This window comes from Vreelandella titanicae BH1 (assembly GCF_000336575.1).
GTDB lineage: Bacteria > Pseudomonadota > Gammaproteobacteria > Pseudomonadales > Halomonadaceae > Vreelandella > Vreelandella titanicae.
Genome location: NZ_AOPO01000018.1, coordinates 42,456 through 57,051, shown reverse-complemented (window position 1 = coordinate 57,051; position 14,596 = coordinate 42,456). Strand labels below are relative to the sequence as shown.

Here is a 14,596-nt window from a genome sequence, read left to right as displayed (position 1 = left end):
AGAGGCCAGCCAATGGCCTCTTTACGTAGCCCGTTGGCGTTACAGAGGAAGGGGGCTTATTAAATGCTTGATCAAGCGTTACGCTTCCTTTCTTTATATCACCGGCAACATTTTGGCGTATAACGCGCAATCATCGCTATAGCAATCGCAGGACGCCTCGATTAGGCCTAGTCGATCAAGCACCGTGATGGTTCCACGCTGGTAACGGATTAGGCCACGCGCCTGCAGGGCTATCGCCGCCAGGGTAATGCCTGCACGTCTAACCCCGAGCATCATGGCCAGAAACTCATGAGTCAGATTCAACTGATCGGTACCCGCGCGATCCTGAGTTATCAGCAGCCAGCGGGCGAGGCGCTCTTCAATTCGATGAAAATGATTACACGCCGCAGATGTCGCCAGTTGCTTCATCACGACATAGATATATCGCTTTAGTCGCTGTTGTAATACCGGAGTGCTAAGGAGTAGTTGTTGAAAGGCTCCAGCGTCAATACGTAGGGCCGAACCTGCTCCTTGAACCAGCGCGAGTAGTGGCGCCTCATCAATGCCTAACACTAAGGAGCTGCCCAGCATTCCTTCCCGACCCGCCATCGCGACTTCCAGTCGTTTGTCAGTATCGATGACGACAATCAGTGAAATGAAGCTATCGATGGGAAAATAGACGTGGGTAAATGTCTCTGTGGGCTGTAGCAGCACTTTACCAAAGCTAAGCTCCACGGTGTTGCAGGCAGCCATAAAGGCATTTCGCTCGACTTCCGGCAGCTCAACAAGGAGTTGATTGGCAGTGGGAACGTTCAAAATAGACGTCATGTGCCTCTCCGGTTATAAGAACCTGGCAAACAGCACAATGAAGGTGTAAATCATTTTGATGTCGGCTGCAGATAGGCCATCATCAGCGTTATTGACGGACTATGCGCATATTAACATTGGGTAAATCACTCGTCGGCACGCTAGCGTACATAACGTTGGAATGGTGTTTACGGGTAGATTGATAGTAGGGATTGAAGGATTACATTACGTCATGGTGGTTGAGTAGGCGGTCGTACTCGCGCTTAACCACCGCGTAACACTCGCAGACCCGCTTCTCTAGCCCAGGCCTGTCAATGATGGTGATATGCCCGCGGTTGTAGGAAATCAGCCCTGCTCGCTGGAGTTTCCCTGCGGACTCGGTCACGCCTTCGCGCCGCACGCCCAGCATATTGGCAATTAACTCTTGGGTCATAATCAATTTATCGCCCGGTAGCCGGTCGAGGCTGAGTAGCAGCCAGCGGCATAGCTGCTGATCGACGCTGTGATGGCGGTTGCATACCGCTGTCTGTGCCATCTGCGTCAGCAAGGCTTGGGTATAGCGCAGAAGTAGTCGCTGCATAGGGCCCGCGCGATAGAATTCGTTTTTGAGTAATTGCCCCTTAAGGCGGTAAGCCTTCCCTGCACTCTGCACAATCGCTCGGCTGGGGGTGGTCTCTCCGCCCATGAACAACGAAACGCCTACCACTCCTTCATAACCCACTACGGCAATTTCCGTCGAGGCACCATCTTCCATTACGCACAGCAGTGAGACGATAGAATCCAATGGGAAATAGACATGGCTCATTTGCCGGCCGGATTCGCTGAGTGACTGACCCAAGGACAATGTAACCTGCTCAAGATGAGGCAACAGATGCGCAAGGTCTTCTTCGGGTAATAAGCCAAGCAGAGCGTTCTGCTGGAGTTCTAGCATCGCACCTCTCCCCCTGTTGTTGGCTGTCGCGCGGCTTTTGATCAAAATTGTCTGAGTAAGATGTTCTTTTCTAATGCTTTTTACTGTTATCACAAATTTTTATACAGATATCGTTTTTAGTATAGGCTATCGGCAGACCAACTCAGTACGCTAACGTACATAAGCCTCTTGGAACAGGCTTAGAAACGACGTGTTGTATAAGAGAGAATCGTTGGAGAGGGATAGTTATTGCAGGAGTTTTCACCCCCATGTTCGCCAGCGCACAGCCAACAGATAGCTAACTGTTTAATGTAGATATAAGTGTGGCAACGGAAATGCCTAAACAGGACGTTGCACTTTGCGCTGCAGGGAACGCAGCGCCTCTCTTCTCAAATCTCAACTGCTAAAGCATCTAAGCAGTTGAGATGCATTGGGTACAGTCTGTTGGTATCGCCTTCAGTCAGCGTGGAAAATCCCCGCATTAGGCCATTGAAAGCAACTATTCAAAAGCGCTATCATGAATGCTAATAACAACGATTATCATGATGCTTATTTCTCTGCTTCCTCTTTGCTCCTAATTCCAACTGAGACTCTATCATGCCTCGTCTGCCGTTTGCCCGTCGTCCTTTGGCGCGCTCAATTTCCGCACTGATCCCCGTCACTGCGGCGCTTTTTTGCGCATCTGCCTATGCTCAGGAAGAAAACACTTCCAACGATACTGTGGTGGTTACCGCCACGGCACTAAAAGTCGATACCCCGCTAGTAGAGACACCACGCCCGGTCTCAAGCGTTGACCGTGAAGAACTGGAAGCCCGTAACGTCCAACAGCTAGATGAAACTTTCCGCTATCGTGCGGGCGTGCTGTCGGGCCATTACGGTAGTGATAACAATACCGATTGGCTCAAGGTGCGCGGTTTTGATCAATCGACTTACCAAGATGGTCTGCGAATCTACCGCGAAGGATTTTATCAGTGGCTACCCGAGCCTTATGGTTTGGAACGTATCGAGGTATTTAAAGGGCCTTCATCGATTCTATACGGTGAGGCACCTCCTGGGGGCTTGATCAATGCGGTCAGTAAGCGTCCGACTGAGACTCCTCAAGGGGAGGTTAATTTACAGCTTGGCAACCGCAACCATCGCCAAGTCGGCATTGATACCAGCGGGCCGCTGGGAGAATCAGAGGATGTGCGCTATCGCTTGGTGGGATTATACAAAGAGCGCGACGGCGATTTAAACGCCACGGATAACGAGCGCTACTATTTTGCGCCGAGCCTGGCGGTTGATCTTAGTGAAGATACTACCGTTACCTTTTTAGCCAGCGTGCAAAAAGATGATGGCGTTCCCGTTAATGGCTTTAAGCTGCCCTATGGCACTGTGGAAAACACCCCCTTTGGCCGCATAGACCCACAGACCAACTTGAGCGAACCTGGATACGATCAGGATAAACGCACTCAGTGGGGGCTTGGTTATGAGCTTCGCCACGCTATTAACGATACTTGGTCGTTTGAGCAAGACCTGCGCTACAGCGAACTGGACTTAGAGCTGCGCAGCACCTACGCACTCTCCATGGTTGATGATCGACGCGCATCCCGTGGATTGGTTTATCGCGATGGTTCCATTGATAGCTGGACGATTGATAACCGCATGGTGGGTACTTGGTACGGTGATCGCACCGAGAATACGCTGCTGCTGGGTGTTGATTACCAAAACTTGAGCCTGCGTGGCCAGGAAGGGGATAACTATGCGTTCGGCGAGCCGATTGATATCTTTAACCCAACCTACGGTAACTTTACGCCGATTGCAGAAGAAGATCTGCTAACTCGGGAAATCGATAAAGAGCAGACCGGTCTGTATGCCCAAAACCAGCTGCGTATCGATGACCGCTGGGTGCTGCTGGGCGGCGTACGCTACGACCAAGCGGAAACTGATAACCGTAATCAAACCGCAGGAACCACTCAGCGCTCAGATGACGACCAAGTGTCTTGGTCAGGTGGCGCAATGTATCTGGGTGAAAACGGTGTTAATCCTTACGTTAGCTACACCGAGTCATTTGACCCAGTGGGTAGAGTCGATGATGCAGGCGACCTGTATGATCCCCGCGAAGGTCGTCAGTGGGAAATAGGCGCTAAATTGGCGCCGTTCGACTGGGATGGCTATGTAACGGCGGCAGTTTTTGATCTGGAAGAGACCAATACTCTAGTGACCTCTCCAGCAGGCTTCCAAGTACAAGAGGGCAAGCGTACCTCTCAAGGCTTTGAGCTGGAAGGGGTGGGTTATATTACCGATGCGTTAAAAGTCACCGCGGCCTACACCTACACCGATGCTCGTCTGGAAGGCGATGAGCGTGCGCCGTTAATCCCGCGCCACCAAGCATCAACTTGGTTGGATTACGCCTTCACCGGCGGCGCGTTAAACGGCGTGACCCTAGGTGGCGGTGTGCGTTATGTGGGCAGCACTGTTGATACCAGCGTCGCCGACAACACAGTAGTGGATAGCTACACTCTGGTCGATGCCATGGTGGGCTATGAGTTTGCTGACGGTTGGCAGGCCCAGGTCAACGTCAACAACCTCACCGATAAAGAGTACGTGGCCAGCTGTGAATACTGGTGCTATTACGGTGAATCCCGCAGTGTGATTGGCAGCGTGAAATATAGTTGGTAAGGCCCAGTGCAAACCACAACGCCCGGTCATATAGGTCGGGCGTTTGCGTATCTGGGGTATGCCTTAGGATTTGGGCGTATATCTTAGTAAAGCATCGTGCATTTCTATCTATACTGAGGACGCTGCCTGTCCGCTTTATGTGCAGGACAGCCTATTTAGGAGTTGGTCATGCCGCGTTTAACCCGTCGATTCATCAGCGTTCTACCGCTTGCGATGTCCACCATATTTGTTGGTTGGGCAGCACCAGCCTTCGCGCAGGCATTTAATAGTGACGTGTTAAGCGCCGACGAATCAGACCCCAACCGGTTGGGCTGGATGCAAGGGTTTCCGCCTGTTTCAGAACGGGTAATTGGCCAACCTGACTCCAATTACTTTAGCTTTCCTAAAATGCGTTGGACAGTGTGCCACTTCCGCGAATTGCTACCCACTAAACAGGTGAGCAGGGGGTTGGGAGCGCCTATGCCGCTCACCTACGCGCTGGATGACGCTATCAATGATGTGCTGTTTACACCCCTTGACGGTAGTGAACCCATGTCGTGGCAGGTATCGTTGAGCGAGAACTACACCGATGGCCTGCTGATTCTTCATCAGGGGCAAGTGGTGTATGAGTACTACGCCGGCTGTTTAGATGAGGCGGGCCAGCACGGGGCAATGTCGGTGACTAAGTCGATGACCGGCCTGTTGGGGGAAATTCTGGTCGCTGAAGGCGCATTGGATGAAGAGGCGCTCGTCGGCGACATACTGCCAGAGCTGGCCAATAGCGCTTTTGGCAATGCCACCGTGCAGCAGCTGTTAGAAATGACCACAGGCCTTGCCTATAGCGAAGATTACAGCGACCCCAATGCGGAAATATGGGCGTACAACGCAGCGGCAAGCCCACTTCCTAAGCCAGAAGGCTACTCTGGGCCACGCACTTACTATGAGTATTTAGCCACCGTGCAGCCGGAAGGTGAGCATGGTCAGGTGTTTGGCTACAAAACAATCAATACCGATGCACTCGGTTGGGTAATTGCGCGCACCACGGGCGAGTCGGTGACGTCGTTACTGTCGTCGCGAATTTGGCAACGCATAGGCGCCGAGCAGGATGGCTACTTTACCGTCGACTCTATCGGAACACCCTTTGCCGCTGGCGGTTTAAGCGCAGGCCTAAGGGATATGGTCAGAGTAGGGCAGTTAGTGCTGAATGAAGGTGTTATTAACGGCAAGCAACTGTTTCCCGCGGCTGCGGTAGAACGCATTCGTCAAGGCGGTGGCAGGCAAGCGTTTGCCGCTGCAGGTTACCGCACTTTACCCGGTGGCAGTTACCGTGGCATGTGGTGGTCGCTGCATAATGATCATGGTGCATTCACTGCCCGTGGGCAGACGATCTATATCGACCCCACCGCCGAGATGGTAATAGTGCGCTTTGCCTCACACCCGGTGGCGGGCAATACCGCACCCCACCTCGCTCCCAGCCTATCAAGTGGTAGCTGAGTATTTGTTGAAGAAAGCCCCTTAGCCCAGAACATACGAGGTCTGATGCATCGACTGGCTCTACCAAATATTGTAGTTCTAGGTCGAGTAGAGTACTTAAAGAATGCTAAAAGATGCGTTAAATTGTTCTTCTTCTTTGACTGATATAGCTTATCTTGGTAATCTTAATTAGGATTTTTCGTTTAAAATTTTTAGAAAGGAAATCTTATGTGTATGACGTTCAAATTTAAGTGGAGTGCAATATGATATTTTTGCACCCACGAAATTTAGCAATCATTGCTCTAGCCGGCCTTACACTTACAGGGTGTTTTGATGACGCTGCCGAGACAACCCTTCCCACTCATGATGTAGAGTGGTTCAAATCTCACGATGATGAGCGCAAGACAACACTAACGGAGTGCTCAAATAATCCTGGCGAGTTAAAAGACACGCCGAATTGCTCTAATGCACTTGAAGCTGAGCAGCAGCTTTCTTCAGGTTCATTGCATAACGTCGATTGGTAATCGTATCGCTTATGTCTGTAGTGGTTCAATAAAATCGGACACCACTTAAGAGATAATATTGCTACTAGTATTTGAGGTGTTTAATAAAAAACTTCTCAATATGTAGGTTAGCATATCCACTTTATACGACGCTGATGAAGCAGATATATGCCTTACATTGCACTGCATCTCTAAAAAACCACCTCCGATGCAGTGGCGGTCTGATACCGTTTCCGCGGCACGCAAATCGGGCTGCCGCTTTCGGGGTCGTGGATCACATGGGCATCCAGGTCGAACACGCGCTTAAGGTTGGTGGCGGTAAAGACCTTGCTGGGCGCGCCGCTGGTAACGATACGGCCATCGCACATCATTACTAAATGATCAGCGTAGGCGGCGGCCAGGTTTAGATCGTGGAGCACCAGTAGCAGGGTGCGACCTTTTTCATGGGCCAGGCGCAAAAGTAGCTCCAGCAAATCAACCTGTACCTTTAGATCCAGAAAGGTGGTGGGCTCATCAAGTAGGATCAAGTCGGTTTGCTGAGCCAGCACCATGGCAATCCAGCAGCGCTGGCGCTGGCCGCCGGAGAGCGCATCGACATTGCGCTCGGCAAACTCAGTCACGTGGGTATAAGCCATGGCTTCACGAATAGCAGCGGCGTCTTGCTGAGCATTTTTCTGCCATAACCCCTGATGTGGAAAACGGCCCATCCCCACTAACTGCTTTACGCTCAGCCCCTCGGGCGCTACCGGGCCTTGGGGCAGAATTCCCAGGCGCTTGGCGACCTCCCGCGTTTTGCTGCGATGGATATCCTTGCCGTCCAAATACACATGCCCGCCACTAGGCGTGAGCGTGCGCGCAAGGGTTTTTAGCAGCGTCGACTTGCCACTTCCATTTGGCCCCAAAAGCACCGTGAGCTTGCCTTCCTCAATCGCAATATCGACACCATCCAGTACACGTCGAGTGTCATAGCCCGCGTGCAGGGCTTCGCCCGTCAAGCGAGGTGGCTGATGAGAAGGCTGGGTCATGAATGTGCTCATTGGGGTTGTTTAAGCAGGCAGAACCGTAAGCCAAAATATTCTCATTTTCAATACTTGCCATTGCTCAGCAAGCAGTTGCTCACTGCTTTAAACGTCGGCCGTAGAGGAAAGAGGGGGTAAGAAAGGGGAGAAATAGTGTCGTTATCCTGAACGGTTCGTTCCGCTTGAGTAGATCTTTGTGACTTATATGCATAAAATAATCATTATTATTTAGATGTAGATTACGTTTACAGGGTAAGGTTCACTCAAAAGCAGGGGGATAAAAACTAGATGTACACTAAGAAACGCCAGGTATTTTGGCCTACGGTGACGCTTGCCGGTTTGGTAGCTGCCAGCCACGCTTATGGGCAGGAGTCTGCTTCCACAGGATCGCAAAGCGGCGCCAGTGATGCCGATTCGACCATGGTGGTGACTGCCACCCGCAGCCATAGCGAAGCGGGCCAAACGCCGCAGCGGGTAACGATCATTACCCGTGAGCAGATTGAGCAGCAGCTAGCGATTACTGATGACCCGGGCCAGGTGCTCAGTAATCTTATTCCCTCTTACTCCCCCAGCCGCCAAAAGCTCTCCAACGCGGGCGAGACATTCCGCGGCCGCGATGCCCTGTTCCTGATTGACGGAGTGCCGCAGTCCAATCCCCTGCGCGACAGCTCGCGGGATAGCTATACCATTGACCTTTCCATGGTGGAGCGTATTGAAGTCATCCACGGGGCCAGCGCCGAGCACGGTTTAGGTGCGACCGGCGGCTTGATCAACCTGGTGACCCGGCGTGCCGAAGGCGGGGGCATTAGCCAACACGCGGGCATTAGCCTGACCATGGATGATGATCTCCAGTCGGATGGGCTAGGCAACAAGCTGGACTACCGCATTAGCGGCCAGCAAGGCGACTGGGATTTCGTTGCCGCAGCGACGCGTCAGGAGCGCGGGGTTTTTTACGATGGCAACGATGAGGTGGTCGGTATTGCCTACCCAGGCGAGCTGCAAAACTCGGAAAGCTACGATCTTTTCGGCAAGCTGGGCTACTGGATCGACGACAACCAGAATGTTGAGTTCTCGCTGAATCACTTCGATTTGGAAGAGGGCAACGACTACGTACCGGTCACCGGGGACCGCTCCGCAGGTGTTCCCACCACGGCACGCAAAGGCCGTCGTGACGGCGAGCCTGGGTTCAACGAAGTGACCTCGGCGCGGCTTTCCTACTCTCACGCTGACTGGTTTGGCAACGAGCTGGACGCCCAAGTATATCGTCAGCGCTTCCGTGCACGCTTTGCCACTACGCCATTTTTCCCTTATCTGGATAGTGCAGGGGATACCCAGTATGACCAAACGCGGAATGAATCTGACAAAATGGGCGCCAAATTCACCTTGAACCGTGATGGTATGCTGGATGACCGTTTGGGTGTGACGGTTGGTTTGGACGTATTGGAAGACGAAACAAGCCAGATGCTGGTGCATACCGGGCGCACCTACGTGCCGGAAAGCCGCTATCGTAATTTGGCGCCTTTCCTGCAGGGCCAGTTTAAGCTCGCGGATCCTCTCACGCTGCATGCCGGGGTGCGTCACGAGCATGCCGAGCTTGAGGTGGATACCTTCCAAACGATTGATCGCAGCAATGTCACCCAAGACAACGTCACCGTGGACGGTGGCAAGCCCAGTTTCGATGAAACGCTGTATAACGTCGGCTTAACCTATCAAGCCACCGACTGGGCCCAGCTGTACGCCAACTATTCGGAAGGCTTTGGCATGCCCGATGTGGGCCGGGTGCTACGCGGCATTGGCACGGCGGGCCAGGATGTGGACACCCTGCTGCAGCTTCAGCCGATTGTTACCGATAACCGGGAAATAGGCGCGCGTTTTGACTGGGATGGCTACGGGCTAGAGATTAGCTACTATGAGTCCAATTCGGATTACGGCCAGCGGCTTACCGAGCAGAATGGCACCTGGGTCGGTAGCCGAGAGAAAACCGAGATCCAGGGCGTTGAGATTACCGGCGACATGCAGGTGGCCGACAAGCATGACCTGTCGCTCTCTTATGCCCACACCGAAGGTAAGTCGGATCAGGATGGCGACGGTAGCGTAGATACCAAACTCACCGGTATCAATATCGCCCCGGATACGCTCAAACTGGGCTGGAGCGCTACCTGGAACGACCGTGTTTCCACGCGCTTGCAGGGTAGTTACTACTTCGATCGAAGCGTCGATAATCCTGAACTTGATTTTGACGGCTACGGCTTAGTGGATGCTTCTCTAGCTTATCGCCTGCCCACCGGCAGGGTGTCAGTAGGTATCGAAAACCTCACCGATGAGGATTACCTCACTTACTACTCTCAAGCCGCACGCATCAGCGATGAGTACTACTTCACTGGGCGGGGCCGCACTTTCACTCTGGGGTACCAGCTGGATTTCTAGTCAGCCGCTTTCTATTTTCTATGTTTTGTGCTCGATACTGTTTGGCGGCGCCTTTGGGGCGCCGCTTTTTTTTCGTCAATTCGCTCTAAAAGCGAGCTCGCGATCTATGCAGTAAATAAACGAAGAAGGGCGCGCCTATCCCGGCAACAAAGATGCCCGCAGGTAAATCTTTGGGCAAAAACGCTACCCGGCCCAGCAGGTCGGCGTAAAGCACTATCAAGGCGCCGACCAACGCTGATGTAGGCACCAGGCGTGCCATGTTCCGCCCCACCAGCCTAGCGGCCAGGTGGGGGGCAATTAATCCCACAAAGCTTAAGCCACCGGCAAAAGCCACAGCGGCACCTGCCAGCGCCACGCTGCAGGCCAGCAATACCAATCTGCTGCGCAGAATCGCCACCCCAAGCCCTTCGGCAACGCTATCACCCAGGGCCATGGCATCCGCATGGCGGGCGAAGAGTAGGCTGATAGGCACCGCGACGACTAACCACGGCAATAGGCTCCACACATCGTCCCATTGCGCCGCGTAAAGGCTGCCGGTTAGCCATACATAGGCGGTCATGGCGGCAGAGTCATCGCTGATCACGATTAACAGGGTGGTGCCAGCGCCCATGGCCGCGGCCAGGCCAATGCCGACCAGTACCATGCGCGATGGGCTAACACCGTTTTTCCAGGCCAAGCTCACCACCAGCAGTGCAGAAACCAGTGCTCCCAGCATGGCCGCAACGGGCAGCCAGTGAATGCTAAGGGTCGAACTCAATAGGGATAAGAACACCACCGCCGCCAGCGCCGCACCGCTGGTAATGCCGATGACATCCGGGGAGGCCAGCGGGTTACGCACAATGCTTTGCAGAATCGCTCCCGCGATTGCCAGGGTGGCGCCGACCAATACCGCTAGAGCGATGCGCGGAAGGCGCAGCTCCCAAATAATAAAGGTAATATCACTACTTAGCGGGGCTGCTAGTGCATTTAGCACCTGCAGCGGTGGTGTGGGAAAACTGCCTAAACAGAGCGACAGCCCGGCGCTTGCTAGCAATAAAAGGCTTAGCATCAGCAGGCGACGTAGTAAGCGATTACTGTCGCTTTTTGCTTCGCTGTTAAGGTTTAACGTGGCGTCTGCTCTCATTGGCCAGCCATCTTGCGTCGTGCCAGATAGATAAAGAAGGGCGTGCCGATCAGCGCGGTCATCACACCGACCGGAACCTCTTGGGGTGGCATTAAAAAGCGCGAGCCAAGATCGGCCAGCAGCAGCAAACAGGCACCCAATAGCGCGCAGGCTGGCAGCAGCCAGCGATGGTCGATGCCAAATAACCCCCGCGCCATATGGGGCACAATCAGGCCCACAAACCCGATCATGCCCGCCAGCGCTACGGCGCTGCCCGCCAGCACAATCACAATCAGCCCGAGCAGCAGCTTGATGGTGGTGGCCTGCATGCCCAGCCCGGTGACCATGTCATCGCCCAGTAACAGTGCATTGGCGTGACGTACCAGCAGTGCGCTGAGCAGCAGTGCTCCGCCGAAGAGCGGCAGTAAGGGCGCTACCAAAGAGAGGTCGCGCCCCGACACTGAGCCCGCCAGCCAGTAAAGCACGCTTTCAAAACTTTGCTGATCAATCACCAACAGCCCTTGGCTGAACGACACAAACATTGCCGTCACTGCTACACCTGCCAGCACGACCCGCAGAGGGGAGAGCTCACCGTGGCGGCCGCGGCTAAGCACCACCACCAGTATGGCCGCAACGAGTGCCCCTAATAGCGCGGCCCATACGTAGTGAGCGGGCGTGTGCAGCGGCAATAGCGAAACTGCCACCACCACAAAAAACATCGCGCCGGCGTTAATGCCCAGAATGCCCGGCGACGCCAGCGGGTTGCGCGTCATGGTCTGCATCAGCGCCCCGGCAATGGCTAAGCTGGCGCCCACTAGAGCGGCAATCACCGCACGGGGTAAGCGCTCAGTTAAAAGAATGATGTGGGCGATGTTGGTAGGATCGTAATGGGCGAGCGAGCCATACAGAGAGGAAAGGGAGATCTCCGTTGTGCCTAACATCACGCTGGCGAAAAAGGCGCCTAGTGCCACCAGCACGCCAAGTAGCAGGCCAATACTTTTTGCGGCAGCACTGCTTAGCATGAAATAGGTTCCCCGTGGCCAGAAGAGCGAGGCAGGCAAGCCTGATGCGGCGCCGCTTCGGGTTGCAACAGCCCGTAGTGACTATACAGATCATCCAGCATGGCGTTGGCCGCCAGTATGCCACCACCCATCATCCAACTCACCGGCTCAACTTCAAATACGCGCCCGCTTTGTACCGCTGACAGCTGTTGCCAGAGTGGGTGGGAGGCCCAGTGTTGGTAATTATCTGCAATAGCGGGGTCATCGGGCTCAAGCAGAATAAAGAGGGCGTCGGCATCCAGCACCGGAATGTTTTCAGTACTGGAAAGCTTCATTCCCCAACTCTGGCTTTGCAGTGTATCCGGCTGATTAAAGCCCAGCTCATCAAGAATCGAGCCTGTAAAGCCGCTGGTATAGATGCGCACGTGGTCGCTTTTAAACCGCACCACGGCCACTTTTTGCGGCCACTCGCTGCTCAACTTGGCGGCGATCTGCTGGCGAAAGTCGGCGACACGATCATCCCATTGCTCAAGCAGCTCATTTGCCTGCGCTTCGCGGCCAGTAGCATTGGCCACCATGTTCAGCGTGGTCTTGAAGTTAAACACTGTCGGGGCAGATACAGTGGGGGCGATGGCCTCCAATAGCGGCGCTATTCGCGCATGGCGAAAGTCGCTGGCAATGACCAAGTCAGGATTAAGCCAGGCAATCTTTTCCAGATTGGGTTGGGTTTCCAGCCCCACATGCTCGACGCTATCAAGCGCATCGCGCAGATAGCGGTACATGGGCTTTTCCAGCCAGGAATCGACTACGCCAATAGGCGTCAGTCCAAGGGCTACGGCGCTGTCGGTAGCCCCCTGGTAAAGCGTCACAATGCGTGGCGGTTCCGGGGGGCTGCTCGGCGTGTCAGCGGCTGCCATAAAGGGCATTAGCGCCGCCTGCGTTAACAGCAACACACTCATAAAAACCTTCTTGCGATGGGTGTGTGCTTTTAACATTAATGTCACTTTACGATTGGCTCGGACTTAAGAGCCAGGATGATGGCATGACGTAAAAGCTAATGCAAAGCATTACCAAATGAAGGCCGCGACCTCAACTATCCCAAATACCGCGACGCCGGCCGCGACCGGCCAGCCAAGTGAGCGTACCCGCGACCACACCAGCAGCGTGACAGAAAGCCCGATGGCGGTGGCGATCCAGGAAACAGCGCTTGGGTTAACCGGTACAATGGATACCCCCAGCACGGCGGCAATCATCAGTGGGCCAAGAATACCCAGCCACTGGGGCATGTTATTAAGGCCACTTTCGCTGTTGAGGCGGCGCTGCATCCATAAAAACGGCACAACCCGCATCAGCAACGTGCCAATGGCAGAAACCGCGACCGCTATCCAAAGTGCAGTGCTCATGATTCACGCCTCCTGTTGGTGGCGAATCTTTGCGTATAGAACTGCGTGGAGTAGAAGCACAGCGCGCCGCAGGCGGCGGCTAAGGGAATCGCCACGTTGCCCCAGCCGACCAGGGTCAAACACAGCGCCGCTAAAATGGTGCAGCCCATGGCGACTGCCCAACGCTTGTCGGTAAAGCGCGGCGCCACCATGGTCAAAAACAGCGCGGGCAGCGCGAAGGGCATAATCTCACCCAGCAGCGGCCAGCGGGCGGTAAAGGCCTCACCGGCGGTAGCCCCCACCGCGGTGCCAATTATCCAGGCGCCCCAGGCCAGCAGTGATGCGCCCAAAAACCAACTAAAACGCTTTACCTCAGGCAGTTGGGGCAGTCGGGTTAGGGCCAGTGCAAACACCTGGTCGGTGAGGCCGTGCATTAACCAGGGCCAGTGGCGACTGCGCGGCAGTAGTCCCGCCAGGTTAGGGCCGTACACCACATGGCGCACGTTAATCAGCAGCGTCATCGCTACCACCAGCCACAGCGGGGCGCCTGTAGCGATCATACCGACAAATAGAAATTGCGAAGCACCGGCGTAAATCAGCGCTGAAATAGCCGTGGCCTCCAGCGTGCTAAAGCCGGCCTGGGTGGCGACTAAGCCAAATGACAGCGCCACGGGAATGTAGCCGCCCAATAGTGGGATGGCTTCTCGCACGCCCTGCAGCGCGCTACGAACAGGAGAGTGGCTGGCAGCTTGGCTCATGATGTTTGGCCTTCCAAACCATAGGTGATGGTCATCATCAACGTGGCCTCCGCTTCGTGGGTACGGTAAAGGTGCGGTTGATCGGCGGCGAAGGTGATGGCCTCTCCCGGTGTCAGTACCGTGGTTGCCCCTTCGGGCCCCGCTTCCAGCCAGCCGCTGATCAGTGTGAGTGATTCACGGGTGCCGGGTGTATGGGCTTCAGCATGACGCAATGTATGCGGTGCGCAGCGCATCCAGTAGGCGTCCACCTGAGGGGAATCCTTGCCTTGATCGATTAAACGCACCTGTACGCCATCTTCACCCAGCGGCACGCTGATTGGCGCTACCAGAGTGCCGAAAGGCACATTGAGCTGCACCGCCAGCCGCCAAATGGTATCCAGGGTCGGATTGCCGTTGCCTTGTTCAAGGCGACACAGGTTGGATTTGGCAATCCCCGCCTCATTGGCTAACTGCGACAGTGACCAGCCCCGCTCCAGGCGAAGTGCTTGAAGGTGCTGGCCCAACGTGTTGAGTGAGAGCTTATCCATAAGGCTGTCCGCTGTTCTTTATATAGAACGTTCTATATAAGGAACGTTCGTCTGTCAATGGCCTCGCT

At 54.6% G+C, this 14,596-nt stretch carries 13 protein-coding genes; 4 read left to right on the top strand and 9 right to left on the bottom strand.

Translation table 11 applies throughout. The features are described 5' to 3' along the window. Positions 1 to 93 precede the first annotated feature (93 nt). Together HALTITAN_RS21445 and HALTITAN_RS21440 are read right to left on the bottom strand one after the other, a co-directional pair. Positions 94 to 807, bottom strand: a complete 714-nt coding sequence (locus HALTITAN_RS21445; protein WP_009288345.1) for a Crp/Fnr family transcriptional regulator — start codon at positions 805 to 807, stop codon at positions 94 to 96. A gap of 199 nt (positions 808 to 1,006) precedes the next feature. Continuing rightward, positions 1,007 to 1,717 (bottom strand): Crp/Fnr family transcriptional regulator, encoded by a 711-nt coding sequence (locus HALTITAN_RS21440; RefSeq protein ID WP_027958580.1) that lies wholly within the window; start codon positions 1,715 to 1,717, stop codon positions 1,007 to 1,009. A 576-nt stretch (positions 1,718 to 2,293) separates the two neighbouring features. Here HALTITAN_RS21440 and HALTITAN_RS21435 point away from each other — a divergent pair. From HALTITAN_RS21435 to HALTITAN_RS25040, 3 genes are all read left to right on the top strand, one after another. Beyond that, positions 2,294 to 4,357 carry a TonB-dependent siderophore receptor gene (locus tag HALTITAN_RS21435; RefSeq protein ID WP_009288344.1) on the top strand — a complete coding sequence of 688 codons (2,064 nt, stop codon included), beginning with the start codon at positions 2,294 to 2,296 and terminating at the stop codon, positions 4,355 to 4,357. A gap of 168 nt (positions 4,358 to 4,525) precedes the next feature. Beyond that, a complete protein-coding gene (locus HALTITAN_RS21430; protein WP_230803554.1) occupies positions 4,526 to 5,830 on the top strand; it encodes a serine hydrolase domain-containing protein in 1,305 nt (434 codons plus the stop codon). Between the two features lie 242 nt (positions 5,831 to 6,072). Continuing rightward, a complete protein-coding gene (locus HALTITAN_RS25040; protein WP_083868875.1) occupies positions 6,073 to 6,333 on the top strand; it encodes an EexN family lipoprotein in 261 nt (86 codons plus the stop codon). 170 nt (positions 6,334 to 6,503) lie between these two features. Here HALTITAN_RS25040 and HALTITAN_RS21425 read toward each other — a convergent pair whose 3' ends face one another. Continuing rightward, on the bottom strand, positions 6,504 to 7,337 hold the full coding sequence (locus HALTITAN_RS21425; protein ID WP_039860496.1) for an ABC transporter ATP-binding protein: 834 nt from the start codon (positions 7,335 to 7,337) through the stop codon (positions 6,504 to 6,506). 282 nt (positions 7,338 to 7,619) lie between these two features. On the opposite strand from HALTITAN_RS21425, the gene HALTITAN_RS21420 reads away from it, so the two are divergent. Further along, positions 7,620 to 9,758: a TonB-dependent receptor gene (locus tag HALTITAN_RS21420; RefSeq protein WP_009288343.1), complete on the top strand. Its 2,139-nt coding sequence runs from the start codon at positions 7,620 to 7,622 to the stop codon at positions 9,756 to 9,758. 85 nt (positions 9,759 to 9,843) lie between these two features. Here HALTITAN_RS21420 and HALTITAN_RS21415 read toward each other — a convergent pair whose 3' ends face one another. From HALTITAN_RS21415 to HALTITAN_RS21390, 6 genes are all read right to left on the bottom strand, one after another. After that, complete coding sequence (locus HALTITAN_RS21415) at positions 9,844 to 10,881, bottom strand: FecCD family ABC transporter permease (protein WP_009288342.1); 1,038 nt, start codon at positions 10,879 to 10,881, stop codon at positions 9,844 to 9,846. Continuing rightward, positions 10,878 to 11,882, bottom strand: coding sequence for a FecCD family ABC transporter permease (locus tag HALTITAN_RS21410; RefSeq protein ID WP_039860495.1), 1,005 nt, complete (start codon positions 11,880 to 11,882; stop codon positions 10,878 to 10,880). Before HALTITAN_RS21410 ends, HALTITAN_RS21415 begins: the two co-directional genes overlap by 4 nt. Beyond that, positions 11,876 to 12,820, bottom strand: a complete 945-nt coding sequence (locus HALTITAN_RS21405; RefSeq protein ID WP_422822778.1) for an ABC transporter substrate-binding protein — start codon at positions 12,818 to 12,820, stop codon at positions 11,876 to 11,878. The genes HALTITAN_RS21410 and HALTITAN_RS21405 overlap by 7 nt, the downstream gene beginning before the upstream one ends. A gap of 108 nt (positions 12,821 to 12,928) precedes the next feature. Next, entirely contained in the window at positions 12,929 to 13,264 is a 336-nt protein-coding gene (locus HALTITAN_RS21400) for an AzlD domain-containing protein (RefSeq protein WP_027958561.1), read from the bottom strand. After that, positions 13,261 to 14,001 carry an AzlC family ABC transporter permease gene (locus tag HALTITAN_RS21395; RefSeq protein WP_039860494.1) on the bottom strand — a complete coding sequence of 247 codons (741 nt, stop codon included), beginning with the start codon at positions 13,999 to 14,001 and terminating at the stop codon, positions 13,261 to 13,263. Before HALTITAN_RS21395 ends, HALTITAN_RS21400 begins: the two co-directional genes overlap by 4 nt. Beyond that, the gene (locus HALTITAN_RS21390) at positions 13,998 to 14,528 is read right to left on the bottom strand and encodes a helix-turn-helix domain-containing protein (RefSeq protein ID WP_022522427.1); all 531 of its coding nucleotides are present in this window, start codon (positions 14,526 to 14,528) and stop codon (positions 13,998 to 14,000) included. The genes HALTITAN_RS21395 and HALTITAN_RS21390 overlap by 4 nt, the downstream gene beginning before the upstream one ends. Positions 14,529 to 14,596: the final 68 nt, after the last annotated feature.